Genomic DNA, 23,381 nt, shown 5'->3' on the forward strand with positions numbered 1-23,381 from the left:
GTTCGGCATGGATCCCAGATTGCAGACTTACGTCGTCGAAGACAACCTCACGATCCGTGAAAACCTTATTGGCACCCTGGAAGAACTCGCCTGCGCCGCAGTCGTCGGCTTTGCCGAGACAGAGAGCGGCGCGCGCGACTGGCTGCAGGCGCATACCGGCGACTGGGACCTTGCCATCGTCGACCTCTTTCTCAAGCAGGGAAGCGGCCTGGGTGTGCTGCAGGCCTGCCAGGCACGCGGCCCGACCCAGAAGGTGGTGGTGCTCAGCAACTACGCCACGCCGGACATCCGGCGGCGCTGCGCCGAATTCGGGGTCGACGCGGTGTTCGACAAGTCGAACGAAATCGACGCGCTGGTCGACTTCTGCCTCGGGCAGGCGAGCGCGTTGCGCGCCTCGCCGCGGGCCGCGGGCTGAAGAGGCCGCGTTGGGCCCCTTCCCTATTCCCCGGCTGGCCTCAATCGATCAGCTTGTTCTTCAGCGCGTAGTACGTCAGGTCGCTGTTGGAGGAAAGATTCATCTTCTCCATCAGGCGCGTACGGTAGGTGCTCACCGTCTTCACCGACAGCGACAGCGTCTTGGCGATGTCGCCGGCGGTCTCGCCCTTGGCCAGCTTCAGGAACACCTGGAACTCGCGCTCCGAGAGCTGTTCGTGCGGCGCGGCGTCGTCCTTGCGGTCGAGCTGGCGGGCCAGCAGTTCGGCCACGGCGGGCGTGATGTAGCGCCGGCCCAGCGAAATGGTGCGGATGGCGTTGACGATCTCGATCGGATCGCACTCCTTGTTGAGGTAGCCGCTCGCGCCCTGACGGATCAGGTTCATCGCGTAGTGCTCCTCGGGGTAGCCGCTCAGGATCAGGATGCCGACGTCCGGCGCCTTGGCGCGGATCATGGCAAGCGCGTCGATCCCGCTTTGCCCCGGCATCGAAAGATCCATGACCAGCACGTCCAACTCCGTGGTGCGCACCAGTTCGATGGCTTCACGCCCGCTGGCCGCTTCGCCCGCCACGCGCAGGTCCACGTGCTCGGAGAAGAACTGCCGGAGGCCGGATCGCACGATGGCGTGGTCGTCCACAATTCCGATTTTGATCATCTGTTACTTTCGTCGTTGTGTTGCGCGCATGCGGGCCGCAACATGCCGGGTCCCTGATTGTTGTCAATTATTCACGAACTTGCGTAGTAAGCAGCCTTGAAAGTTTCATGCACTGGTTAGCCCCTCCAAGAATGGCCTTGAGCCTGCTGCTCGCGGCACTGGCCGCGCTGGCCCTCGTCGGCATCAACGAGGCCGGCTACCGGCAGTCCAGCCGCGCCCTCGCCGACATCGAGGAGGCGCAGCAGGTGCGCGGCACGCTCAACCAGATCCTGCAGAACATGCTGGACGCCGAGACCGGCCAGCGGGGCTACCTGCTGACCGGCGAGGCGAACTACCGGCAGCCGTACGACACGGCGGTGAAGCAGGTCGACGGCAACCTCGCGACGCTGCGCCGGCTCTACGCCGGCCGCCCGGCCGAACTCACCCAGCTGGCCGAACTCTCCAAGCACGTGCTGCGCAAGGTGGCCGAGATGGACATGAGCGTGCGCCTGCGCCAGGACGGCAAGGAGGACGCCTGGAAGTTCGTCATCACGACCGACGTGGGCCGCGAGGAGATGGATTCGATCCGCACCACGGCGGGCGAGCTGGTCCGGATCAGCAACGACACGCTGCACCAGAGCCAGGTGCAGGTGCTCAAGTCGCTGCAGCTGGCGCGCATCGGCACCGCCATCGTGGCGCTGGCCGCGCTGCTCGCCTTCTTCCTGTACCTGCGGCAGACGCACGCGCTGCGCTCCATCGGCGAGCGCCAGCAGGAAACCCTTCAGCGCGAAAGGAATGCGCTGGAAGACGAAGTGCGCGAGCGCACCGCCTCGCTGGCCGAGCTGGCGACCCACCTGCAGGATGTGCGCGAAACCGAGCGCGGCTACCTCGCACGCGAACTGCACGACGAACTGGGCTCGCTGCTCACCGCCGCCAAGCTCGACGTGGCTCGGCTGAAGTCGCGGCTGGCGGATTCGCCCGACGCCATCCAGCGGCTGCAGCATTTGACCGAGCTGCTCAACAGCGGCATCGCGCTCAAGCGCCGCATCATCGAAGACCTGCGGCCCTCGTCGCTGTCGAACCTCGGACTGGTCGCGTCGCTGGAGATCCTGGGACGCGAATTCGCCGAGCGCTCGGGCCTGCAGATCGAGATGGCGCTGGAGCCGGTGACCATGGACGAATCGCGCCAGCTCACCATCTACCGCATGGTGCAGGAGAGCCTGACCAACATCGGCAAGTACGCGGAGGCCAGCGAGGCCACCATCGTGCTGAAGAACTACGAGAACCACGTGATCGTGGAAGTGGCGGACAACGGCAAGGGCTTCGACACCCTGCGCATGCGCCCGTCGACGCATGGCCTGGCGGGCATGCGGCATCGCGTGGAGGCGGCGCGCGGCAAGCTGACGGTGTCGTCGACCCCCGGCAAGGGCACGCGGCTGAGCGCCATGCTGCCGGTGGTGCGCCCGACCTGAGCCTGGCGGCCCGGCCGTCCAATCGGCCGCACTCGGCCCACTCGGCTATCTCCTACGCACCCCGCCCCCGACCGCTGACAGGTCCGGCGCGAGGGGCCACTTAAGGTTGCTCCTGTGCCATTCGCAGCTTCCCAGAAGCCCTCCGGATGTGCCGTTTTCAAAACAACGAGGGAAGCCTCGAAGGAGTTCCACATGCTGCATTACGCCGTGGTTTTTCTGGTCATTGCGCTCATCGCCGCCCTGTTCGGCTTCGGTGGCATCGCCGCCAGCGCGGTCGGCATCGCCAAGATTCTTTTCGTGATCTTCGCCATCCTGGCTATCGCGAGCTTCCTGAGCGGCTTGCTCCGACGCAAGTAGCGTAGTTACGATCAACAGGCTCCCGCATTTCATCTTCCCGGAAAGGACTTACACATGAACACGACCAAGACTCCCTCGCAGCTCGCCGACGACGCGCGTCAGACCGCCAACGAAGCGGTGGAATCGACCCGCGCCTATGCACAGAACGCGGTGAATGCGGCGGGTGAAAAGGTCCGCGAACTGCGCCGCGACGCCGAGCCTGCCGTGGAGCAACTCGCAGCCCGCGTGCAGCAAGCCGTGCAGCGCGGCCTCGACGCGGCGTCCACCACCGGCGCGCGCGCCCAGCGCCGCATCGGCCAAGCCGCCGACGTGACCGGCCGCTACATCTCCGACCAACCCGTGCGCTCGGTGCTGATCGCCGCCGCAGCGGGCGCCGCCATCACCGCGCTCATCGTGCTGGCCAGCCGCCGCAGCCGGGACGACTACTGATCCGCTGAGTTCCAGTTCCACCGATCCCCGGCACCATGCTTCATCCGATTTTTTCCACGGTGCTCGGGCATCCGGAACTCGTTGCTGAACACCTCGCCAACTACGCCGCCCTCGTCCGCCAGGAAACTGCGCAGGCGGGGCGCGGTCTCGTCGCCCGCATCGTCGCGGGGGTGCTGGCCGCGGCCAGCGCCATGCTGGCCCTCGGGCTGATCGGCGTGGCCGTGCTGCTCGGCGTGCTGCACGGCAGTTTTCACTGGGTGCTGGTGGCCGTACCCGGCGTGGCCGTGGTGATCGCGGCGTTCTGCGCCTGGTACGCGACACGCCCCAGCCCGAGCCACGGTTTCGACGACCTGCGCTCGCAACTCGAGGCCGACCTGCAGGCCTTGCATGACGCCGGAGCCCATCATGGCCAGCGCTGACCGCACACCCCTGACCCCGCAGCAACGCCTGGCCCTCTCGCGCCGCGCGCTGGTGCGCCAGCTCAACGGCGGCGGAGAGGACGCGCACGACGCGTTCCTGAACCACGCCCCCGCGAGCGCAGCCGACGACGACCTGGAATACGCGCACCACGACGCCGCGCAAGCAGGCCACGCAGAGCGCCACCAGCCGAACGGCGCTGGCGGCGGTGTCTGGGTGCCGCTCGCGCGCAGCATCGTGCAGCGCTGGTGGCGCCGCCATCCCGCCCATGCGGCAGGCCAGCTGGCCCGCCCGATGCTCGAGCACTACGCCCGCAAGCAGCCCGCCAAGCTGATGGCTGTGGCCGCGGCGACCGGCGCGGTGCTGGTGCTCGTGAAGCCGTGGCGCCTGCTCTCGGTCACGGCCGTGCTGGCGGCGGTACTGAAGACATCCGACGTGGCTGACATCGTCAACACGTTGATGCAGAAGAACCCAAGCCCCCCACGAAAGGACCCTCCATGAAAGCCGATGTTTCCTCATCCACCAAGGCCTCCGGACACAAGCACCTGGTGCTCGACCAGGGCGGCCTGGACGCCGCGCGCAAGAGCCTGGACGACGGCGCCGTCACGCCCAGCTACGGCCCCTGGCGCGACGACGTGGTCAAGCTGCTGAACGACGCGCTGGCCACCGAATTGGTGTGCGTGCTGCGCTACAAGCGCCACTACTTCACCGCCAACGGCGTGGAGTCGCCCGCCATCGCCGACGAGTTCCTGGTGCACGCAAACGAAGAATCGGGCCATGCGGACCGCATTGCCGAACGCATCGTGCAACTGGGCGGCGAGCCCGACTTCGCGCCCTCGCACCTGCTGGAGCGCAGCCATGCGGCGTACGACGAATCGACCGACCTGCAGGCGATGGTGCGCGCCAACCTGATCGCCGAACGCATCGCGGTCGAGTCGTACCGCCAGATGATCGCGCTGATCGGCGACAAAGACCCGACCACCCGCCGCATGCTCGAGGACATCCTCTCCGACGAGGAAGAGCACGCCGACGAGCTGAAGGACTGGCTCGGACACTGAGCCCGCCTTATCCTTCGTGGCCCCCGAACCTGACGGGGGCCACAAAGCAAAAAGCCCGGACATTCCGGGCTTTTTTGCGTGCGGCGAATCGCGGGAATCAGCTCTTCACTTCGAGCTGGTTATCCACCGAGGTCACGCCCTGCACGCCCTTGGCGATTTCTTCGGCCCGCGCCTTGGCGGCGGCAGTGGGCGCCGGCCCCTTCAGGCTCACGGCACCGCCCTTGGTGTCGACATTGATCTTGATAGCGCTCAGGTCCGGATCCTTCGCAAGGCCCGCGGAAACCGAAGCGGTGATGGCGGCGTCGTCGACCTTCGCGCTCATGGTGGCACCGGCCTCCTTGGCGGCTTCGGCGACATTGGCCATGCCCTGCTTCACTTCGGCGGTGGTGCCGGATGCGTCGACCTTGGCCTTGGCTTCACGCACGGCCTCACCGGTTTTGGCCGCGGCGGTATCTGCGGCCTGCTCGGTCTTGGCGACTGCGCTGTCGAGCTTCTCGCCCGCGGTGCGATTGTCAGACTTGTCACAGGCGGCCAGCGTCAGCGCGGCGCCCGCCACCAGCACGGCCAGCCATGCGCGCGAATGCGGCATGGCGGCGGGTTGTGGATGCTTTTTCATTTGATTTCCTCCGTTCGCTCTCTGCAAAGAAAAAAGGGCTGCACGCACACGCGCGCAGCCCTGGCCAGCGGGATCAGAGCTTGTCGGCGCCCGACTTGATCGCGTCCTTGGTCTTTTCCTTCACGTCGCCGTAGGTCTTCTGCACCTTGCCGGCGGCCTGGTCGCCAAGGCCTTTGCTCTGGAGCTTTTCGTTGCCGACAACCTTGCCGGTCACTTCCTTGATCTTGCCCTTGGCTTCTTCGACGCGTCCTGCCACTTGGTCCTTGTTCATGTCGCTTCCTTCCTGTGAGGGGTGGGTGAAATACCGTGGGCCGATATGACCCACTGACTTCAATCTAGGCGCTGCTTCTCGGCACGGGGCGGAGCCGGAAGCCCGAAGCGGTGTAGGACAACAAGGCTCAGGCGGTGACGATCCATCCTTCAAGCGGATCGAAGCCCTCAGGCAGGCCGTGGCCCGGCCCCGCGCTGCCGGCGCGCTGCAGGCCCCATGCCGCCTGCAGAAGGCACAGCACGGCGTCGATGTCGTCGCCGCGTGCATCGGCCAGCAATTCGGCGCGCTGCGGCGCCGTGACCCAGAGCCGCAGGCCCAGCCGCGATGTGCCGGCTTCGAGTGCGGCCAGCAGGTCGGTGCGCGCGGCCAGGCGCTCGGGCGTCTGCTTGCGCCGGTCGTCGCTCTTGTAGCTGCGCCGGCCGATCAACTCGCGCGCCAGCAGGCCGGGATAGGCCTCCAGCGCGATGCAGTCCTGCCGGCTGCCCGGGTGCAGCCCGGGAATCCGCGCCCCCGACGCCAGCAGGCGCGGCACGCCCGCGTGCAGCATGTACGCGACTGGCGGGTTGACCCACTTCATCGACGGGCTCGATCCCGCGGGCAGGTCGGCCGCGCGGTGCGCGAACTTGCCGCCGACCGGGCGGGACGCGCAAAAGGCCGCGAAGGTGTCGCGGATCTGCGCGCGGCTCAGTCCGGCGTAATGCAGCATCAGCGCTTCCCACTGCAGCGGCCAGCCCAGGTGCTCGACCAGTTCGCGTGGCAGGCTGAACGGAAAGTCGAAACCGCCGACCCAGGCGGGCGTGTCGCGCAGCCAGTCACCCCACGCGTCGAGCAAGGCAAAGCGACGCAGCCCGGTCAGCGCGACGCGGCCGTCCTCTTGCAGTTCACCGACGGCCACGACGATGGGCTTGCGCGAGGTCGGCGCGCTCGAGAAGTCGCAGCCGAACAGCACCATCGCCTCAGCCCAGCGCGAGCGCCACCACGCCGGCGGCGATGAATACCGCGCCCAGCAGCCGCAGCAGCCGGTCGCCTTCGCGCAGCAGGTGTCCGCCGATCAGCGCCGCGAACAGCATCGACACCTCGCGCGCCGGCGCGACGTGCGAGATCGGCGCCTGCTGCACGGCGTACAGCACCAGCACATAGGAAACCGGGCTGACCGCCGCCACCAGCGCCGCATATTTCCACTGCGAGCGCCACATGCGCGCGGTCGTGGCGCGGTCTTTCAGCGCCACCGGCAGCAGGAGCACGATGCGCACGAGGTTGCCGAAATAGTCGAGCAGGATCGGCGACATGACGAGGAACTTGACCGCGTAGCTGTCGACCACCGTGTAGGCCGCGATGAAACCGCCCGTCAGCACGCCGTAGCGAATGCCTTTGTGCACCCGCTCACGCTGCGCCGCGTCATGCGACTTGCGCCAGAGCTTCGGCCCGCCCGCCACCAGGAAGACGCCGAGCACCACGCCCGCGATGCCCGCCACGCCGAAGAGGCTGATCTTCTCGCCCAGGAAGAGCACCGCCACCAGCGACGACAACAGCGGCCCCGAGCCGCGCGCCAGCGGATAGACCACGGTCAGGTCCGACCTGCGGTAGCCGCGCAGCAGCACGATGAAATAGAAGACGTGCAGCACGCCGCTGAGCACGACGAAGCCCCACTCGGCCGCGCCCCAGCCGGGCACCACGTTCCAGCCCAGGGTGATGCCCACGGGCGCCCAGATGAGCATGTTGAACACGCTGGTCTGGAAGCTGAAGCGCGCATCGCCGTTCGCCTTCTTGGCGACGATGTTCCAGCCTGCGTGGATGATCCCGGCCAGCAGGATCAGTGCGAATGCGGAGAGCGGCACCCCTGGATCAGTGGCGGCCGACGATGGCGGCCGTGGCCATCAGTTCTTCGAGCAGCGCCAGCGAGACCTTGCCCGACACCGCATAGGGGTTGAGTTCGGGTTTCTCGGAATATTTGAGCAGCGTCGAGGCATTGAGCTTCGACAGGTTGACCTGCCCCATCGTCCAGCCGCCGAAGCGGCGTTCGAAGATTTCCTCGTAGTGCAGCAGCACCACGTCTTTATGGCGCGCGTCGCGCTGAATGTGGCCGTAGAGCTCGCTGATGGCCATGCGCCCGCCCTCGATGGCCTGCAGGAAGGTGCCCGCGCCGTAGCAAAGGATGCCGGTGATGCCGCAGGCCGTGTTGTGCGAGCGCGATTGCGCGAGGATCGACTCGATGGCCTCGGGGCTGGTGTCGACGGCGCGGCTGGCGTAGAGAAGTCGGACCAGCATGGCTCAGCTCTTTCTTGGCAGGAGAGACAGGAATTCGCGGCGCAGGCTCGGGTCCTTGAGGAACACGCCGCGCATCACGGAGTTGATCATCTTGCTGTCCATTTCCTTGACGCCGCGCCAGGCCATGCAGAAATGCTCGGCTTCCATGACGAGCGCCAGGCCGTCCGGCTGGGTCTTTTCCTGGATCAGGTCGGCCAGCTGCACCACGGCTTCTTCCTGGATCTGGGGACGGCCCATGACCCATTCGGCCAGGCGCGCGTACTTCGACAGGCCGATCACGTTGGTGTGCTCGTTGGGCATCACGCCGATCCAGAGCTTGCCAATGATCGGGCAGAAGTGGTGCGAGCAGGCGCTGCGCACGGTGATCGGGCCGACGATCATCAGCTCGTTCAGGTGCTCGGCGTTGGGAAACTCGGTGAGCGAGGGCGCGGCCACGTAGCGGCCGCGGAACACCTCGTTCAGGTACATCTTGGCGACGCGGCGAGCGGTGTTGTCGGTGTTGTGGTCGTTCTCCACGTCGATGACCAGGCTCTGGAGCACGCCCTTCATCTTGACCTCGACCTCGTCGAGCAACGCCTCCAGATCGCCGGGCTGGATGAACTCGGCAATGTTGTCGTTGGCATTGAAGCGCTTGCGCGCGGCGGTGATGCGCTCGCGGATCTTGACGGAGACGGGCGTACCCTCGTCGTCGTCTTTTCGATCGGGCAGCGGTTCGACGTCGGTTTTCCTCAGCATGGCGGGGATCGTACCAGTGAATGGCTCCAGACATTCGGGGCCGCAACGCCCGTCCCTTCTTGGAGCAATGCTATCAATTAAGGAGCGAAAAATCGGCCACCAACGGGAGGTGGTCGGACATTCGGGCCCATATGGGGCCGCGCGGCACCGCGCAGGCCAGCGGCTCCAGCCTGCGCCCGTAGACGAAGTCGAGCTGCGCCACCGGCAGGCGCGAGGGGTAAGTGAGCGTGCGCGGGCCGCGCAGGTCGCTGGTGTCGCGCATGCCCATGGCATTCATGGCGTAGCGCATGCGCGCGCCCCAGTCGTTGAAGTCGCCCGCCACCACCACGGCCTCGTCGGGCGGCACCTCGCGGTCGATGAACTCCCGCAGCCGGGCGATCTGCCGCACACGGCTGCCCTTGATGAGCCCCAGGTGCACCACGATGGCGTGCACCCGCCGGCCTTCCACGTCGATCACCACGTGCAGCAAGCCGCGCTGCTCGAAGCGGTGGTCGGAAATGTCCTGGTGGCTGGTGCGCAGCACCGGCCAGCGCGTCAGCAGCGCATTGCCGTGCTCGCCGTGGCGCGTGACGGCGTTGGTCTCGTAGACGGCGGTGTAGCCCTCGGGCGCGAGGAAATCGGCCTGCGGCAGCTCCGGCCAGCGCGCGAAGCGGGCGGCGGCCTGCCGGTTCATCTTGCGCACTTCCTGCAGGCAGACGATGTCGGCGTCGAGCTGCTCGATGGCATGGCCCAGGTTGTGGATTTCGAGCCTGCGCGCCGGCCCGATGCCCTGCACACCCTTGTGGATGTTGTAGGTCGCGACCCGGAGGTTTTGCGCTGCTGATGCTGCCGGCTGGTTCATCGCACAAATTCTGTCAGCAACAGAATGGCTTCGGCGTTCGATGGGGAAAAACAAGCGTCGGCGGCTTCCCGGTACGGCAGCCATTGCCACGCGGTGTGCTCGCGGGGCTCCAGCACGGGCACCAGGCGCTCGGGCACGCACAGGCCGAACAGGTGCTCGGTGTTGTGGGTGACGCCGGGCGCGTAGCGGGCGCGCCAGCGGGGATAGATTTCGTAGACGTTGCGCAGCTGCCAGTCGACCAGTTGCAAGGCCAGCGCGGTGCCTTCGCCGCACTGGATGCCGGTTTCCTCGGCCACCTCGCGCGCCGCGGTGAGCGCGAGCGGCTCGTCGGCCAGGTCCTTGCTGCCGGTGACCGACTGCCAGAAGTCGGTCTCGGCATCCGCACGCCGGATCAGCAGCACATCGAGCGCCGGCGTGTGGATCACGACCAGCACCGACTCCGGAATCTTCCAGGGCCGGGGGCTGATCGTCATGGCCTCGTCAAGCCGCCTGGGGCGTGTTCCGCAGCTTGATGTGCAGTTCGCGCAGCTGCTTCTCGTCGACCGGGCTCGGCGCCTGCGTCAGCAGGTCCTGCGCGCGCTGGGTCTTGGGGAAGGCGATCACGTCGCGGATCGACTCGGCGCCGGTCATCAGCATGACCAGGCGGTCCAGGCCGATGGCGATGCCGCCGTGCGGCGGCGCGCCGTACTGCAGCGCGTCCAGCAGGAAGCCGAACTTGAGCTGCGCGTCTTCTGCGCTGATCTTCAGCGCGCGGAACACCTTGCTCTGCACTTCCTCGCGGTGGATACGCACCGAACCGCCGCCCATCTCGATGCCGTTGAGCACCATGTCGTAGGCCTTGGCGATGCACTTCTCGGGGGCGGTGTCCATGAGGTCTTCATGGCCGTCCTTGGGCGCGGTGAACGGGTGGTGCACGGCGCTCCAGCGCTGGCCTTCCTCGTCGAACTCGAACATCGGGAAGTCGACCACCCACAGCGGTGCCCAGCGGTCGTCGAACAGGCCGCTCTTCTTGCCGAAGGCGCTGTGGCCGATCTTGATGCGCAGCGCGCCGATGGCGTCGTTGACGACCTTTTCCTTGTCGGCGCCGAAGAACAGGATGTCGCCGTTGCGGGCACCCGTGCGGGCGATGATCTCGGCCAGCGCGTTGTCGTCGAGGTTCTTCACGATCGGGCTCTGCAGGCCTTCGCGGCCGGCGGCTGCGTCGTTGACCTTGATGTAGGCCAGGCCCTTGGCACCGTAGATCTTGACGAATTCCTGGTACGCGTCGATTTCACCGCGCGACAGGCCGCCCTCGGCACCGCCGCCGGGCACGCGCAGCGCGACCACGCGGCCGCCGGGCATGGTGGCGGCATTGGAGAACACCTTGAACTCCACGCGCTTCATCAGCTCGGTGAGTTCGGTGAATTCGAGCTTCACGCGCAGGTCGGGCTTGTCGGAGCCGTACTTGAACATCGCGTCGCCGTACGTCATGGTCGGGAACACCGGCAGGTCGATGCCCGCGGCGTTGCGGAACACGTTGCGGATCATGCCTTCGAACATCTCGCGGATTTCCTCTTCGGCGAGGAACGAGGTCTCGATGTCGATCTGCGTGAATTCGGGCTGGCGGTCGGCGCGCAGGTCCTCGTCGCGGAAGCACTTCACGATCTGGTAGTAGCGGTCGTAGCCGGCCACCATCAGCAGCTGCTTGAAGAGCTGGGGCGACTGCGGCAGCGCGAAGAAGCTGCCGTCGTGCACGCGGCTGGGCACGAGGTAGTCGCGCGCGCCTTCGGGCGTGGACTTGCCGAGCATCGGCGTCTCGATGTCGATGAAGCCGTTGGCGTCGAGGAACTTGCGGGTTTCCATCGTCACCTTGTAGCGCAGCATCATGTTGCGCTGCATGGCCGGACGGCGCAGGTCGAGCACGCGGTGCGTGAGGCGGGTGGTTTCCGACAGGTTGTCGTCGTCCAGCAGGAACGGAGGCGTGACCGAGGGGTTCAGCACCTTCAGTTCGTGGCAAAGCACTTCGATCTTGCCGCTCTTGAGCTGGTCGTTGGTCGTGCCCTCGGGGCGCGAACGCACCAGGCCGGTGATCTGCACGCAGAACTCATTGCGCAGGTTTTCAGCCACGGCGAAGGTGGAGGCGCGATCGGGGTCGCACACCACCTGCACATAACCTTCGCGGTCGCGCACGTCGACGAAGATCACGCCGCCGTGGTCGCGGCGACGGTTGACCCAGCCGCACAGGGTAACGGTTTGGCCCATCAGGGCTTCGGTCACGAGACCGCAATAGTGAGTACGCATGGCCATAGAGAGGACTTCCGGCGCCTTGACGGCGCGTTCGTTTTTATGAGTTGGATGGCTTGGTCGCCAGCACGGCGGGGCCGCCAGGAACGACCACCCCCATCGAGACGATGTACTTGAGCGCTTCGTCCACGCTCATCTTGAGTTCGATGCAGTCGCTGCGCTTGAGCATCACGAAGTAGCCGCCCGTGGGGTTGGGCGTGGTGGGCACGTAGACGCTGAGGAAGTCTTCGTTGCCCAGGTGCGCGGCCACTTCGTTGCCCGGCGCGCCGGTCACGAAGGCGATGGTCCAGACGTTTTCGCGCGGCCACTGGACCAGCACCGCCGTGCGGAATGCATTGCCGTTCTCGGAGAACAGCGTGTCCGAGACCTGCTTGACGCTGGAATAGATGGAGCGCACGACCGGAATGCGGCGCACCACGGCGTCGCCCCAGCCGAGCAGGCGCTTGCCCACGAAGTTGCTCGCGACGGCGCCGACCACCAGCAGGATGGCCAAGGTGAGCAGCACGCCCAGCCCACGGATGTTGTTCTCGTACAGCCAGCGCTGCCAGGCGCCGGGCAGCACCCAGAGCGTCTGGTCCAGCGTGTCGATGATCCACTTCAGCACCGCCAGGGTGATGAACAGCGGAACGATCACCAGCAAGCCGGAGAACAACCATTTGCGCAGGGCGAGCATGGCGGTCGATCAGTCGCTGCTTGTGGCGGCCGGCGCGGGTGCCGGGGCCGCCGGAGCGGGGCTGGGAGCCGCGCTGGAAGAGGAAGGAGCCGCGGCGGGAGAAGAAGAATCGGCGGGCTTGGCGCTGTCGCCGGAGGCGGGCGCGGTGGCGGGCTCGGACTTCTTGCCGCCGCCGTCGCGGAAATCGGTCACGTACCAGCCCGAGCCCTTGAGCTGGAAGCCGGCGGCGGTGACCTGTTTCTCGAACGCGCTCGCGCCGCACGCCGGGCACACCGTCAGGGGCGCGTCGGACATCTTTTGCAGGGCGTCCTTGGCAAAGCCGCAGGCACTGCACTTGTAGGCGTAGATGGGCATGGAGATCCGGAGGTCAAAAAAGCGGCGCAGCTGCCGCTCGCAAAGCCCTCGATTATAGGGGCGCCCCCGCCAAAGGGCGCCCTGCCCGACCGCCGAGCCTGGGCTTCAGGCCGGCTCCGCAGCCAAAGGGCGGTGCGGCGTGTGAGTGTTCGCCAACCACTGCGGCAGCAGCGAACCCGCCACCATGCCGACGAACGAGCAGAGCACGCCGGCCAGTTGCGCCGGAAACACCGCGCCCCAGGCCGACACGGCCAGGAACAGCAACCAGACGCCGATGCCCAGGACGATCGAGGCGACCGCCCCTTGCGTGGTGGCGCGGCGCCAGTACAGCCCGCACACCAGCGGCACGAAGGCTCCCACCAGCGGCACCTGGTAGGCACCCGACACCAGTTCGTAGATCGGCGTGCCCTGCATGCGGATGGCATAGGCCAGCACCGCGGCGCTGAACAGCAGCACCGTGATGCGCATCGTCATGAGGTTCTGGCGATCGGTGCCGGCCGGGCGGAACTGGCGCCAGATGTTCTCGGTGAAAGTGACGCTGGGCGCCAGCAAGGTGGCCGAAGCGGTCGACTTGATGGCCGACAGCAGCGCACCGAAAAACAGCACCTGCATCACGAACGGCATCTTCTGCAGCACCAGCGTGGGCAGCACCTTCTGCGGATCCTCCTTGAGCAGCGTGGCGGTCTGCTCCGGCATGATCAGCAGCGCGCTGGCCACCAGGAACATCGGCACGAAAGCGAACAGGATGTAAGCCAGGCCGCCGATGACCGGGCCACGCGTGGCCGCCTTCACGCTGTTGGCGGACATCACGCGCTGGAACACGTCCTGCTGCGGAATGGAGCCCAGCATCATGGTGATGGCCGCCGCGAAGAAAAACACCATGTCGTGCCAGCTCGGTTCGGGCCAGAACTTGAAGAGGTCCTTGCTCACGGCGAAGGCGACCACCTTGTCCGCGCCGCCGGCCATGCTGCCGGCGAACATCGCGATCACGGCCAGGCCGGCCACCAGGATGATCATCTGGATGAAGTCGGTGACGGCCACCGACCACATGCCGCCGAACAGCGTGTAGGCCAGGATCGAGATCACCCCGATCACCATGCCCATCGGAATGCTGATGACGCCGGCCGACAGCAGGTTGAACACCAGCCCCAGCGCCGTGACCTGCGCCGACACCCAGCCCAGGTAGCTCAGCATGATGATCAGCGAGCAGGCCACCTCGACGGTGCGGCCGTAGCGTTCGCGGTAATAGTCGCTGATGGTCAGCAGCGTCATGCGGTAGAGCTTGCCGGCGAAGAACAGGCCCACCAGGATCAGGCAGGTGCCCGCGCCGAACGGGTCTTCGACCACGCCGTTCAGGCCGCCCTCGATGAACTTGGCCGGGATGCCGAGCACCGTTTCGGAGCCGAACCACGTGGCGAAGGTGGTCGTGACGATCATGAAGAGCGGCAGGTGCCGCCCGGCGATGGCGAAGTCGGTGGTGTTCTTCACCCGCTTGGCGGCATAGAGGCCGATCGCGATGGTGACCAGCAGATAGACGATGACCAGCGTCAACAACACGGCGAAAACTCCTCTAGAACAAGCGCACGCGCACCAGCAATTGCATGGCGAGCAACCCCAATACAAAACCTATGCCACCGTAGACGATGGTCTGCAGCAACCGGTTGGTGCGTTTTTGTTCGGCCAGCAGTTCGAGCAGTTCGCGCCGGTTGTCGGCGGGGCGATTTTCCAGGAAATCGTGCAAAAGTCGCGGGAATTGAGGAAGCAATTTGGCGTAACGCGGCGCCTCGGCCTTGAGCTGCTGCAAGAGCTTCTTGGGTCCGATCTGGTCGACCATCCACTTCTCGAGGAAGGGCTTGGCGGTGGCCCAGAGATCGAGGTCGGGGTCGATGTTGCGGCCCAGGCCCTCGATGTTGAGCAGCGTCTTCTGCAGCAGCACCAGTTGCGGCTGGATCTCGACCTGGAAGCGGCGCGAGGTCTGGAACAGGCGCATCAGCACCATGCCCAGCGAAAGCTCTTTCAGCGGACGGTCGAAGTACGGCTCGCACACGGTGCGGATGGCCGCCTCCAGCTCGTCGATGCGGGTGCCCACCGGCACCCAGCCGCTTTCGAGGTGAAGCTCGGCCACGCGCTTGTAGTCGCGCCGGAAGAAGGCCACGAAGTTCTGCGCCAGGTATTCCTTGTCCGACTCGGTCAGCGTGCCGATGATCCCGAAGTCCAGCGAGATGTAGCGCCCGAAGGTCTCCGGCTCCAGGCTCACCTGGATGTTGCCGGGGTGCATGTCGGCATGGAAGAAGCCGTCGCGGAACACCTGCGTGAAGAAGATCGTGACGCCGTCGCGCGCCAGCTTGGGAATGTCGACGCCGGCCGCGCGCAGGCGGTCCATCTGCGCGATGGGCACGCCCTTCATGCGCTCCATCACGATGACCTCGGGGTGGCAGAAGTCCCAGAACATCTCGGGGATCAGCACCAGGTCGAGCTCGGACATGTTGCGGCGCAACTGGGCCGCGTTGGCCGCCTCGCGCACCAGGTCGAGCTCGTCGTGCAGGTACTTGTCGAACTCGCCGACCACCTCGCGCGGCTTCAGGCGCTTGCCGTCAGCCGAGAGGCCCTCGACCCAGCCGGCCATCATGGCCATGAGCGCCAGGTCTTTCTCGATCACGCCGCGCATGTTGGGCCGCAACACCTTGACCGCGACCTCGCGCAGTTCGCCCGCGTTGGTGCGGATGGTCGCGAAGTGCACCTGGGCGATCGATGCGCTGGCGATGGGCGTTTCGTCGAACTGCACGAACACGTCGCCCACCGGGCGGCGGAACGCGCGCTCGATGGTGGCGATGGCCACCGACGAAGGGAACGGCGGCACGCGGTCCTGCAGGAAAGCCAGCTCGTCGGCGATGTCGGGCGGCAGCAGGTCGCGCCGGGTCGACAGCACCTGGCCGAACTTCACGAAGATGGGGCCGAGCCTTTCGAGCGCCTCGCGCAAGCGCTGGCCGCGCGGCGCGTCGAGGTTGCGTCCGAAGGACACGATGCGCGCGACCACGCGCAGCCAGGGCTTCTGGAAGCTGGTGAGCACCAGCTCGTCGAGGCCGTAGCGCAGCGCGACCCAGACGATGAACAAGCCTCGATAGAAGCGCCTCATTCGGCGTTGCTCGCCGGGCCGGTCGTCGAAGCGCCGGCGCGTGCGGTGCGGTCGCCGACGAACTGGCGCAGCGCGCCCACCACGCGGCGCACGGCATTGCCCAGCGTATGCGCGGGCACGTCGCCGATCACCCGGGCGAGGTCGTCCTCGATGTCCCAGCGCACGTGATCGACCAGCCAGTTGACCTCGGCGGCCAGTTGCACGTCGCCGATGATCTGCACCGAGGGCTTGTCGCCGCGCAGCGTGGCGCGGGCGATGTCGAAGGGGGAATCATCGGTGACGGTGAGCGTCAGCTCGGGCACCGAGCCCGCCGGGGCCAGGTCGAGCAGGCCGGCCGGCGTGGCCACCAGTTCCATGGTCACGAAGCGCCACTGGAAGCGCACCACCCGCCCCTGCTGGCGCAGCAGCCGCTGCTGGGCTTCAGGCTCCTGCTGCAGCACATGGTTCAGGAACAGGACCGCGCGATGCTGGATCTCGTGGACCGCCCAGTCCGGCGGCTGCAGGCGCTCGCCGATGCGATTGAAAAGGTCGCCGAGAAAAGAAAAAGGGGACGATGGTGTGGCCATAGTCCCCATTATCCCCGTCATACCGCCCCCCGGCTTTGCACTTCGCTTCGCTCCGTGTCATTCGCCACCCCCCGTGGGGGAGGCGCGGCTCGCCTTGGGGCGGCCCGGCGGCGGCCGCCTTCGCGCTTACCTTATTGAAGCGCTTGCACGCCGGCAACCAACCAGCCACTGGTGCCGCTGATGGGCTTGGTCATGTTCCAGACTTCGCGGAACGGGCCGGGGCCTGCCGAGGCGTCTTCGCGGATCATGCCGGAGAACTCCACGCTGGCCATGTAGGCGTCGGGCAGTTCCTCGATGCCGAGCAGCTTGGCGTCGAGCATCACGACTTCGGTCTTGTTCGACGCGCCACCGGTGTGGCTGGCGCGGTCGGCCAGCTGCGAGCGGATCTCGTCGACCATGCTGTCGGTCATCATCGAACGCAGCATCGACACGTCGGCACGGTCCCATGCATCCTGCAGCGTCACGAAGTTGCGCTTGGCGGCACCGAGGAAACCCTCGACGTCGAAGCCGGCGGGAATGCCCCACGACTGCGAACCGCCGAGCGCCGAGCCGATCATGCTGCCGCCTGCCGCTGCACCTGCCGCGGAGAGGCTGCTGCCGTGGCCGGCCGCGGGCGTTGCGTCGAATGCGGTCGCATTGCGCTCCCAAGGACGCGCCGAGGCGTCGTTGCCCACGTTGGCCGGGCTGTATTGCGCCGGTGCGCTGGCATTGCTCGGGCTGGCACCTGCGCCCTGGAACGCGAAGCCGCCCTGGCGGCTGGCGCCCGAGGCTTGCTGCGAGCGCGCCTTGATCATGCGCCACACCACCACGCCGGCCAGCACGAGCAGGCCGATCAGCAGGATGTTGCCGAAACCGGCGCCAAGGCCGAGCGAGTGCGCGAGCCATGCGAGGCCCAGGCCGGCCGCGAGGCCGCCGAGCATTGCGCCCCACGGACGCTTCGGTGCGGCGGCTGCGGGAGCGGCGGCACCGGGCTTGGCGGCGGCTGCGTTGGTCGCGCCCTGCTGCGCGGGTGCGCCGGGCGCTGCCGGCGGGGTGGCCTGGCGCTGCGTCACGTTGGACGACTGGCGTCCCACCGACTTGCCGCCACCCATGCGGGCCGCTTCAGCCTGGACACTGCCAAGCACCAGCGCGACCGCCAAGAACAAAGAACCCAAACTCTTCATGTCGTCTCCTCTTGAGCGAAAGATTCGCCTCATCAACATTTGATTCCAACATGGAGGGCAGCGATTCCCCCAGTCATGTTGTGATAGTCCACATGTCCGAAACCGCCCTCTTTCATGAGGGTCTTGAGCTCCTCTTGCGAGGGATGCATCCGGATCGATTCGGCCAGGTAGCGATAGCTCGCGTCGTCGCCGGCCACGAGCTTGCCCAGGCGGGGCAGCACGTTGAAGGAGTACCAGTCGTAGGCCTTGGCCAGCGGCTTCGCGACCTTCGAGAACTCGAGCACGAGCAGCTTGCCGCGCGGCTTGATCACGCGGTTCATTTCCTTCAGCGCGACGTCCTTGTGCGTCATGTTGCGCAGGCCGAAGGCCACCGTGACCACGTCGAAGTGGTTGTCGGGAAAAGGCAGCTTCTCGGCGTCGCAGACGGTGGTTGGCAATGACACGCCGGCGTCGAGCAGGCGGTCGCGGCCTGTGCGCAGCATGGCTTCGTTGATGTCGGTGTGGACCACCTGGCCGGTGGCGCCGACCTTCTTGGCGAAGGCCAGGGCGAGGTCGCCGGTGCCGCCCGCGATGTCGAGGACACGCGAGCCTTCGCCCACGTTCGCGACCATCACGGTGTAGGCCTTCCATGCACGGTGCAGGCCCGCGGACATCAGGTCGTTCATGATGTCGTAGCGCGAGGCGACCGAGTCGAAGACGCCGCGTACGCGTTGCGCCTTCTCGCTTTCGTCGACTGTTTCGAAGCCGAAGTGTGTGGTGCTCATGCAACCGATGTTAGGCCGGAAGCCTTCACATCAAGCCGACGACCCCGCGGGCACGGCGGACATTTGTTGCTTTTTTCGTGCGCCCTTTACGGCTGTAGGGCCATGTCCTCGGCTCAGTGGCTGCTGCAGCCGTGCCCGCCCTGCTCGATCATCGGCGCGTCGCGATCGACGCCTGCCTCGGCCAGCCGTTGCTCGTAGGTGGCCCACAGCTCGGCCTGCTTGGCGCCCAGCTCGTAGAGCAGGTCCCACGAGTAGATGCCGGTGTTGTGGCCGTCGCTGAAGGTCGGCTGCACGGCATAGTTGCCCACGGCCTCGAGGTCGACCAGCTCCACGTTGCGCTTGCCGGTCTGCAGGATCTCCTGCCCAGGGCCGTGGCCCTGCACCTCGGCCGACGGCGAGTAGATGCGCATCAGCTCGAAGGGGATGCGAAAGCTCGCGCCGTCCGAGAAGCCCACTTCGAGCACGCGCGACTGGCCGTGAACGGTGATCGATTGCGGCGTCGGTGCGCCCGGTTTCAAGCCTGCCATCAGAAACTCCTTGTGCCCAGGCGCTCGATCATCGCAGCCTCGACGGCCGGCAGCTGCGAGGCGATCTCCGCCTCACGCGCCGCATTGCGCTCGCGCTGCACCGGAGCCCACACGGAGCCGGGGAAATGGCTGTCGTCGGTAAAGCGTGCAATCACGTGCCAGTGCAGATGCGGCACCATGTTGCCGAGCGCGGCGATGTTCATCTTGACGGGCTCGAGCCGCTCGCGCATGCACTGCTCGACCACGGCCACGGCCTCCGTGCACAGCACGCGATCGGCCGCTTCCAGGTCGGAAAACTCGGCCGCATGCTCGCGCCAGATCACGCGATAGAAGGCCGGGAAGCCCGCCTCTTCCGCATGGATGACGCGCAGCTTCGCGCCCTCGAACACGAGGCGCCCGCCCAGGCCTTCGCAGAGCACGCAGCCCTGCGGCACCGCCGCCGTCATACCAGCACCCGCTCGATGCCGCCCTGGTTGGCGGCGGCCACGTACGTTGGCATCCAGTCGGCACCGAGGATCTTGTTGGCCATCTCGACCACGATGTAGTCGGCTTCGAGCAGGCCGTTGTTCAGGTCGTTGCCGTAGCGCGAGAGGCCTTGCAGGCAGCTCGGGCAGCTGGTGAGGATCTTCACGTTGTCCTTCTCGCCGACCTTGCCGCTGTCGCGCAGCGCGGCCTCGCCCTTCTTCAGCTCGCTTTCCTTGCGGAAGCGGATCTGCGTCGAGATGTCGGGCCGCGAAACGCCCAGCGTGCCCGACTCGCCGCAGCAGCGATCGTTCTTGAGCACGTTGTCGCCGACCAGCGCCTTCACCGTCTTCATCGGGTCCTGCTGCTTCATCGGCGAATGGCAGGGGTCGTGGTACAGGTAGCCGCCACCGCCCGCCTCGGCGAGCGTGATGCCCTTCTCGAGCAGGTATTCGTGGATGTCGATGATGCGGCAGCCCGGGAAGATCTTGTCGAACTGGTAGCCCTGCAGCTGGTCGTAGCAGGTGCCGCAGCTCACTACCACCGTCTTGATGTCGAGGTAGTTCAGCGTGTTGGCCACGCGGTGGAAGAGCACGCGGTTGTCCGTGATCATCTTCTCGGCCTTGTCGAACTGGCCGCTGCCGCGTTGCGGATAGCCGCAGCACAGGTAGCCCGGCGGCAGCACGGTCTGCACGCCCGCATGCCACAGCATGGCCTGCGTCGCAAGGCCGACCTGCGAGAACAGCCGCTCCGAGCCACAGCCCGGGAAGTAGAAGACCGCCTCGGTTTCCGGGGTTGTGGCCTTCGGGTTGCGGATGATCGGCACGTAGTCGGCATCCTCGATGTCGAGCAGCGCGCGCGCCGTCTGCTTGGGCAGGCCGCCCGGCATCTTCTTGTTGATGAAGTGGACCACCTGCTCCTTGATCGGCGCCACGCCCAACGAGGCCGGCGGCGCGGAGGTCTGCTTCTTCGCGAGGCCTCGCAGCAGGTCGTTGGCCAGCCGCTGTGCCTTGAAGCCCACGCCTACCATGCCCGCGCGCATCGTCTTGATGGTCTGCGGATTGGTCGCGTTGAGGAAGAACATCGCGGCCGCGTTGCCGGGCCGGAAGCTCTTCTGGCCCATCTTGCGCAGCAGGTTGCGCATGTTCATCGACACGTCGCCGAAGTCGATCTTCACCGGGCACGGCGTGAGGCACTTGTGGCACACGGTGCAGTGGTCGGCCACGTCCTCGAACTCTTCCCAGTGCTTGATGCTCACGCCGCGCCGCGTCTGCTCTTCGTAGAGGAAGGCCTCCACCAGCAGCGAGGTCGCGAGGATCTTGTTGCGCGGGCTGTAGAGCAGGTTGGCGCGCGGCACGTGCGTGGCGCATACCGGCTTGCACTTGCCGCAGCGCAGGCAGTCCTTCACGCTGTCGGCAATGGCGCCGATGTCGCTCTGCTGCATGATCAGCGACTCGTGCCCCATGAGGCCGAAGCTCGGCGTGTAGGCGTTGGTCAGGTCGGCGTGCAGCGTCTCTACCTGCCCTGCGGGCGCGCGCAGCAGCTTGCCCTTGTTGAAGCGGCCCTCTGGGTCGACCTTGGCCTTGTATTCGGTGAACGGGCGCAGCTCTTCGTCGCTCAGGAACTCGAGCTTGGTGATGCCGATGCCGTGCTCGCCCGAGATCACGCCGTCGAGGCTGCGCGCCAGCGCCATGATGCGCACCACCGCGGCATGCGCGGTCTGCAGCATCTCGTAGTTGTCGCTGTTCACGGGCAGGTTGGTGTGCACGTTGCCGTCGCCCGCGTGCATGTGCAGCGCGACCCACACACGGCCCTTGAGCACGCGCTTGTGGATGGCCGTGCATTCGGCCAGGATCGGCGCGAACTCCGCGCCCGAGAAAATCTCCTGCAGCGGCTGGCGCAGTTGCGTCTTCCAGCTTGCGCGCAGGGTGTGGTCCTGCAATTGCACGAATTGCGCGTCGACGTCGCGCAGCCAGCCGGCCCACAGCGTGCGCACTTCCTGCACCAGCGCCACGGCCTGCGCCACGCGGTCTTCGAGCAGCTCGGCAGCGGGAATTTCGTGCGCGTCGTCGGTCTTGCCCAGCGGCAGGTTGCCGCGCGTGAGGAAGGCTTCGAGCTCGTCGGTGAGCGCGAGCTTGTTCTGCAGCGACAGCTCGATGTTGATGCGCTCGATGCCGTCGCTGTACTCGGCCATGCGCGGCAGCGGGATCACCACGTCTTCGTTGATCTTGAAGGCGTTGGTGTGCTTGCTGATGGCGGCCGTGCGCTTGCGGTCGAGCCAGAATTTCTTGCGTGCCTCGGGGCTGATGGCAATGAAGCCTTCGCCGCTGCGCGAGTTGGCGATGCGCACCACCTCGGAGGTGACACGGGCCACCGCGTCGGCGTCGTCGCCGGCGATGTCGCCGAACAGCACCATCTTCGGCAGGCCGCCGTGCTTCTTCGACTTGGTGGCGTAGCCCACCGCCTTCAGGTAGCGGTCGTCCAGGTGCTCCAGGCCGGCCAGCAGCACGCCGGAGCGCTTCTGCTCGGCGAACATGAAGTCCTTGATCTCGACGATGCTGGGTACCGCGTCCTTGGCGTTGCCGAAGAACTCCAGGCACACGGTGCGCGTGTGCGCCGGCATGCGGTGCACCACCCAGCGGCAGCTGGTGATGAGGCCGTCGCAGCCCTCTTTCTGGATGCCCGGCAGGCCCGAGAGGAACTTGTCGGTCACGTCCTTGCCCAGGCCTTCCTTGCGGAAGGTGCGGCCGGGGATGTCGAGGCGCTCGGTGCGCAGCTTGGTTTTGCCGTCGGCGGCGTAGTACTGCAGCTCGAACACGGCGCTTTCGGCGTCGTGGATCTTGCCGAGGTTGTGGCCGATGCGCGTGACTTCGAGCCATTCGGCCTGCGGCGTCACCATGCGCCACGAGGCGAGGTTGTCGAGCGCCGTGCCCCAGAGCACGGCCTTCTTGCCGCCCGCGTTCATGGCGACGTTGCCGCCCACGCACGAGGCTTCCGCCGAGGTCGGGTCGACCGCGAACACGAAGCCCGAGCGCTCGGCCGCGTCGGCCACGCGCTGGGTGACCACGCCGGCCTCGGTCCAGATGGTGGGCACCGGGTCGGCCAGGCCGGGCAGCGGCATGTGCTCGACCTCTGTCATCGCCTCGAGCTTCTCGGTGTTGATGACCACGCTCTTCCAGGTCAACGGAATGGCGCCGCCGGTGTAGCCGGTGCCGCCTCCGCGCGGGATGATGGTCAGGCCCAGCTCGATGCAGCCCTTGACCAGCAGCGCCATCTCGGCCTCGGTGTCGGGGCACAGCACGACGAAGGGGTACTCCACGCGCCAGTCGGTGGCGTCCGTGACGTGGGACACGCGCGACAGGCCGTCGAACTTGATGTTGTCCTTGGCCGTGAGCCGGCGAAGCACGCGCGTGGCCTTGCGGCGCAGGGCGGCGACGTCGCGGAACTTGGTGTCGAAGGCGGCCACCGCGTCGCCGACGAGGGCGGTGAGCTCGCCCACGAGCTGGTCGCGCGGCAGGTCGCTGTCGGGGGTGCGGCGCTTCTGCACCTCGGCCAGGCGGTGCCTGAGGGCATCGACCAGCTGGCCGCGCCGGCGCGGGTTGTCGAGCAGGTCGTCGACGAGATAGGGATTGCGCTGCACGACCCAGATGTCGCCCAGCACCTCGTAGAGCATGCGTGCCGATCGGCCGGTGCGGCGCTCGGCGCGCAGGGTCTGGAGCAGGTCCCAGCCGCGTTCGCCGAGCAGGCGAATCACGATCTCGCGATCGGAGAAACTGGTGTAGTTGTACGGGATCTCGCGCAGTCGCACAGGCTCTGCGGCCTGTGACAACAGCGTATTCAACGCGGTCGGAGCATTCATCGGGGTGGCGCCACGGCCAGGCGCTGCGCGCCCATTCAGCCGGGCTGGGGATTTTAGGGCAGC

At 66.7% G+C, this 23,381-nt stretch carries 27 protein-coding genes; 7 read left to right on the forward strand and 20 right to left on the reverse strand.

The annotated features are described in order from the left end of the window. Positions 1-7: 7 nt before the first annotated feature. The gene (locus L3V85_RS27000; RefSeq protein WP_237675733.1) at positions 8-415 is read left to right on the forward strand and encodes a response regulator; all 408 of its coding nucleotides are present in this window, start codon (positions 8-10) and stop codon (positions 413-415) included. Positions 416-455: 40 nt separating this feature from the next. Here L3V85_RS27000 and L3V85_RS27005 read toward each other — a convergent pair whose 3' ends face one another. Then, complete coding sequence (locus L3V85_RS27005) at positions 456-1,088, reverse strand: response regulator (protein ID WP_007837167.1); 633 nt, start codon at positions 1,086-1,088, stop codon at positions 456-458. 131 nt (positions 1,089-1,219) lie between these two features. Between L3V85_RS27005 and L3V85_RS27010 the strand changes: the two genes are divergently transcribed. The 6 genes from L3V85_RS27010 (at position 1,220) to L3V85_RS27035 (ending at position 4,800) form a co-directional block, all read left to right on the forward strand. Continuing rightward, the gene (locus L3V85_RS27010; protein WP_237675734.1) at positions 1,220-2,539 is read left to right on the forward strand and encodes a CHASE3 domain-containing protein; all 1,320 of its coding nucleotides are present in this window, start codon (positions 1,220-1,222) and stop codon (positions 2,537-2,539) included. Positions 2,540-2,731: 192 nt separating this feature from the next. After that, a complete protein-coding gene (locus tag L3V85_RS27015) occupies positions 2,732-2,896 on the forward strand; it encodes a DUF1328 domain-containing protein (protein WP_237675735.1) in 165 nt (54 codons plus the stop codon). A gap of 54 nt (positions 2,897-2,950) precedes the next feature. Continuing rightward, positions 2,951-3,325 (forward strand): hypothetical protein, encoded by a 375-nt coding sequence (locus L3V85_RS27020; protein ID WP_237675736.1) that lies wholly within the window; start codon positions 2,951-2,953, stop codon positions 3,323-3,325. A gap of 35 nt (positions 3,326-3,360) precedes the next feature. Further along, positions 3,361-3,744, forward strand: a complete 384-nt coding sequence (locus L3V85_RS27025) for a phage holin family protein (RefSeq protein WP_237675737.1) — start codon at positions 3,361-3,363, stop codon at positions 3,742-3,744. Then, a complete protein-coding gene (locus L3V85_RS27030) occupies positions 3,731-4,243 on the forward strand; it encodes a hypothetical protein (RefSeq protein WP_237675738.1) in 513 nt (170 codons plus the stop codon). The genes L3V85_RS27025 and L3V85_RS27030 overlap by 14 nt, the downstream gene beginning before the upstream one ends. Then, positions 4,240-4,800, forward strand: coding sequence for a ferritin-like domain-containing protein (locus tag L3V85_RS27035; RefSeq protein ID WP_237675739.1), 561 nt, complete (start codon positions 4,240-4,242; stop codon positions 4,798-4,800). The genes L3V85_RS27030 and L3V85_RS27035 overlap by 4 nt, the downstream gene beginning before the upstream one ends. Before the next feature lie 97 nt (positions 4,801-4,897). On the opposite strand, the gene L3V85_RS27040 is transcribed toward L3V85_RS27035, so the two are convergent. From L3V85_RS27040 to L3V85_RS27130, 19 genes are all read right to left on the reverse strand, one after another. Further along, complete coding sequence (locus L3V85_RS27040) at positions 4,898-5,416, reverse strand: BON domain-containing protein (RefSeq protein ID WP_237675740.1); 519 nt, start codon at positions 5,414-5,416, stop codon at positions 4,898-4,900. A gap of 73 nt (positions 5,417-5,489) precedes the next feature. Next, positions 5,490-5,687 carry a CsbD family protein gene (locus L3V85_RS27045; protein WP_237675741.1) on the reverse strand — a complete coding sequence of 66 codons (198 nt, stop codon included), beginning with the start codon at positions 5,685-5,687 and terminating at the stop codon, positions 5,490-5,492. A 127-nt stretch (positions 5,688-5,814) separates the two neighbouring features. Then, complete coding sequence (locus L3V85_RS27050; protein WP_237675742.1) at positions 5,815-6,639, reverse strand: DUF429 domain-containing protein; 825 nt, start codon at positions 6,637-6,639, stop codon at positions 5,815-5,817. 4 nt (positions 6,640-6,643) lie between these two features. Further along, positions 6,644-7,525 (reverse strand): EamA family transporter, encoded by an 882-nt coding sequence (locus L3V85_RS27055; RefSeq protein ID WP_237675743.1) that lies wholly within the window; start codon positions 7,523-7,525, stop codon positions 6,644-6,646. A 7-nt stretch (positions 7,526-7,532) separates the two neighbouring features. After that, positions 7,533-7,955 carry a BLUF domain-containing protein gene (locus L3V85_RS27060; RefSeq protein ID WP_237675744.1) on the reverse strand — a complete coding sequence of 141 codons (423 nt, stop codon included), beginning with the start codon at positions 7,953-7,955 and terminating at the stop codon, positions 7,533-7,535. Positions 7,956-7,958: 3 nt separating this feature from the next. After that, entirely contained in the window at positions 7,959-8,690 is a 732-nt protein-coding gene (gene folE / locus L3V85_RS27065; RefSeq protein ID WP_237675745.1) for a GTP cyclohydrolase I, read from the reverse strand. Positions 8,691-8,763: 73 nt separating this feature from the next. Continuing rightward, positions 8,764-9,531, reverse strand: coding sequence for an endonuclease/exonuclease/phosphatase family protein (locus tag L3V85_RS27070; RefSeq protein ID WP_237675746.1), 768 nt, complete (start codon positions 9,529-9,531; stop codon positions 8,764-8,766). Beyond that, positions 9,528-10,004, reverse strand: a complete 477-nt coding sequence (gene nudB / locus L3V85_RS27075; RefSeq protein WP_237675747.1) for a dihydroneopterin triphosphate diphosphatase — start codon at positions 10,002-10,004, stop codon at positions 9,528-9,530. Before nudB ends, L3V85_RS27070 begins: the two co-directional genes overlap by 4 nt. A 7-nt stretch (positions 10,005-10,011) precedes the next feature. After that, complete coding sequence (gene aspS, locus L3V85_RS27080; RefSeq protein WP_237675748.1) at positions 10,012-11,817, reverse strand: aspartate--tRNA ligase; 1,806 nt, start codon at positions 11,815-11,817, stop codon at positions 10,012-10,014. A 37-nt stretch (positions 11,818-11,854) separates the two neighbouring features. Continuing rightward, positions 11,855-12,487: a DUF502 domain-containing protein gene (locus L3V85_RS27085; RefSeq protein WP_237675749.1), complete on the reverse strand. Its 633-nt coding sequence runs from the start codon at positions 12,485-12,487 to the stop codon at positions 11,855-11,857. 9 nt (positions 12,488-12,496) lie between these two features. Beyond that, complete coding sequence (locus tag L3V85_RS27090) at positions 12,497-12,841, reverse strand: FmdB family zinc ribbon protein (RefSeq protein ID WP_237675750.1); 345 nt, start codon at positions 12,839-12,841, stop codon at positions 12,497-12,499. A 105-nt stretch (positions 12,842-12,946) separates the two neighbouring features. Next, a complete protein-coding gene (locus L3V85_RS27095; RefSeq protein ID WP_237675751.1) occupies positions 12,947-14,398 on the reverse strand; it encodes a sodium:solute symporter family protein in 1,452 nt (483 codons plus the stop codon). Between the two features lie 13 nt (positions 14,399-14,411). After that, the gene (gene ubiB / locus L3V85_RS27100; protein WP_237675752.1) at positions 14,412-15,977 is read right to left on the reverse strand and encodes a ubiquinone biosynthesis regulatory protein kinase UbiB; all 1,566 of its coding nucleotides are present in this window, start codon (positions 15,975-15,977) and stop codon (positions 14,412-14,414) included. Next, positions 15,974-16,543, reverse strand: a complete 570-nt coding sequence (locus tag L3V85_RS27105) for a ubiquinone biosynthesis accessory factor UbiJ (protein ID WP_237675753.1) — start codon at positions 16,541-16,543, stop codon at positions 15,974-15,976. The genes ubiB and L3V85_RS27105 overlap by 4 nt, the downstream gene beginning before the upstream one ends. Before the next feature lie 131 nt (positions 16,544-16,674). Beyond that, entirely contained in the window at positions 16,675-17,706 is a 1,032-nt protein-coding gene (locus L3V85_RS27110) for a Tim44 domain-containing protein (RefSeq protein WP_237675754.1), read from the reverse strand. Positions 17,707-17,738: 32 nt separating this feature from the next. Beyond that, entirely contained in the window at positions 17,739-18,470 is a 732-nt protein-coding gene (gene ubiE, locus L3V85_RS27115; protein ID WP_237675755.1) for a bifunctional demethylmenaquinone methyltransferase/2-methoxy-6-polyprenyl-1,4-benzoquinol methylase UbiE, read from the reverse strand. Positions 18,471-18,583: 113 nt separating this feature from the next. Continuing rightward, positions 18,584-18,997, reverse strand: a complete 414-nt coding sequence (locus tag L3V85_RS27120) for a gamma-butyrobetaine hydroxylase-like domain-containing protein (RefSeq protein ID WP_237675756.1) — start codon at positions 18,995-18,997, stop codon at positions 18,584-18,586. Beyond that, positions 18,997-19,443, reverse strand: a complete 447-nt coding sequence (locus L3V85_RS27125; protein WP_237675757.1) for an HIT family protein — start codon at positions 19,441-19,443, stop codon at positions 18,997-18,999. The genes L3V85_RS27120 and L3V85_RS27125 overlap by 1 nt, the downstream gene beginning before the upstream one ends. Further along, on the reverse strand, positions 19,440-23,318 hold the full coding sequence (locus L3V85_RS27130; RefSeq protein ID WP_237675758.1) for a DUF3683 domain-containing protein: 3,879 nt from the start codon (positions 23,316-23,318) through the stop codon (positions 19,440-19,442). The genes L3V85_RS27125 and L3V85_RS27130 overlap by 4 nt, the downstream gene beginning before the upstream one ends. Positions 23,319-23,381 lie beyond the last annotated feature (63 nt).

The sequence above is a fragment of the Variovorax paradoxus genome (genome assembly GCF_022009635.1).
Lineage (GTDB): Bacteria > Pseudomonadota > Gammaproteobacteria > Burkholderiales > Burkholderiaceae_C > Variovorax.

What these genes read in the sequence shown, in the direction of transcription:
- L3V85_RS27125 (WP_237675757.1), bottom strand. Translation starts at nt 19,443, where the DNA reads ATGACGGCGGCGGTGCCGCAGGGCTGCGTGCTCTGCGAAGGCCTGGGC.
- folE (WP_237675745.1), bottom strand. Translation starts at nt 8,690, where the DNA reads ATGCTGAGGAAAACCGACGTCGAACCGCTGCCCGATCGAAAAGACGAC.
- aspS (WP_237675748.1), bottom strand. Translation starts at nt 11,817, where the DNA reads ATGGCCATGCGTACTCACTATTGCGGTCTCGTGACCGAAGCCCTGATG.
- L3V85_RS27110 (WP_237675754.1), bottom strand. Translation starts at nt 17,706, where the DNA reads ATGAAGAGTTTGGGTTCTTTGTTCTTGGCGGTCGCGCTGGTGCTTGGC.
- ubiE (WP_237675755.1), bottom strand. Translation starts at nt 18,470, where the DNA reads ATGAGCACCACACACTTCGGCTTCGAAACAGTCGACGAAAGCGAGAAG.
- nudB (WP_237675747.1), bottom strand. Translation starts at nt 10,004, where the DNA reads ATGACGATCAGCCCCCGGCCCTGGAAGATTCCGGAGTCGGTGCTGGTC.
- L3V85_RS27045 (WP_237675741.1), bottom strand. Translation starts at nt 5,687, where the DNA reads ATGAACAAGGACCAAGTGGCAGGACGCGTCGAAGAAGCCAAGGGCAAG.
- L3V85_RS27010 (WP_237675734.1), top strand. Translation starts at nt 1,220, where the DNA reads ATGGCCTTGAGCCTGCTGCTCGCGGCACTGGCCGCGCTGGCCCTCGTC.
- L3V85_RS27130 (WP_237675758.1), bottom strand. Translation starts at nt 23,318, where the DNA reads ATGAATGCTCCGACCGCGTTGAATACGCTGTTGTCACAGGCCGCAGAG.
- L3V85_RS27030 (WP_237675738.1), top strand. Translation starts at nt 3,731, where the DNA reads ATGGCCAGCGCTGACCGCACACCCCTGACCCCGCAGCAACGCCTGGCC.
- L3V85_RS27020 (WP_237675736.1), top strand. Translation starts at nt 2,951, where the DNA reads ATGAACACGACCAAGACTCCCTCGCAGCTCGCCGACGACGCGCGTCAG.
- L3V85_RS27070 (WP_237675746.1), bottom strand. Translation starts at nt 9,531, where the DNA reads ATGAACCAGCCGGCAGCATCAGCAGCGCAAAACCTCCGGGTCGCGACC.
- L3V85_RS27120 (WP_237675756.1), bottom strand. Translation starts at nt 18,997, where the DNA reads ATGGCAGGCTTGAAACCGGGCGCACCGACGCCGCAATCGATCACCGTT.
- L3V85_RS27050 (WP_237675742.1), bottom strand. Translation starts at nt 6,639, where the DNA reads ATGGTGCTGTTCGGCTGCGACTTCTCGAGCGCGCCGACCTCGCGCAAG.
- L3V85_RS27090 (WP_237675750.1), bottom strand. Translation starts at nt 12,841, where the DNA reads ATGCCCATCTACGCCTACAAGTGCAGTGCCTGCGGCTTTGCCAAGGAC.
- L3V85_RS27000 (WP_237675733.1), top strand. Translation starts at nt 8, where the DNA reads ATGGATCCCAGATTGCAGACTTACGTCGTCGAAGACAACCTCACGATC.
- L3V85_RS27060 (WP_237675744.1), bottom strand. Translation starts at nt 7,955, where the DNA reads ATGCTGGTCCGACTTCTCTACGCCAGCCGCGCCGTCGACACCAGCCCC.
- L3V85_RS27040 (WP_237675740.1), bottom strand. Translation starts at nt 5,416, where the DNA reads ATGAAAAAGCATCCACAACCCGCCGCCATGCCGCATTCGCGCGCATGG.
- L3V85_RS27035 (WP_237675739.1), top strand. Translation starts at nt 4,240, where the DNA reads ATGAAAGCCGATGTTTCCTCATCCACCAAGGCCTCCGGACACAAGCAC.
- ubiB (WP_237675752.1), bottom strand. Translation starts at nt 15,977, where the DNA reads ATGAGGCGCTTCTATCGAGGCTTGTTCATCGTCTGGGTCGCGCTGCGC.
- L3V85_RS27085 (WP_237675749.1), bottom strand. Translation starts at nt 12,487, where the DNA reads ATGCTCGCCCTGCGCAAATGGTTGTTCTCCGGCTTGCTGGTGATCGTT.
- L3V85_RS27005 (WP_007837167.1), bottom strand. Translation starts at nt 1,088, where the DNA reads ATGATCAAAATCGGAATTGTGGACGACCACGCCATCGTGCGATCCGGC.
- L3V85_RS27015 (WP_237675735.1), top strand. Translation starts at nt 2,732, where the DNA reads ATGCTGCATTACGCCGTGGTTTTTCTGGTCATTGCGCTCATCGCCGCC.
- L3V85_RS27025 (WP_237675737.1), top strand. Translation starts at nt 3,361, where the DNA reads ATGCTTCATCCGATTTTTTCCACGGTGCTCGGGCATCCGGAACTCGTT.
- L3V85_RS27105 (WP_237675753.1), bottom strand. Translation starts at nt 16,543, where the DNA reads ATGGCCACACCATCGTCCCCTTTTTCTTTTCTCGGCGACCTTTTCAAT.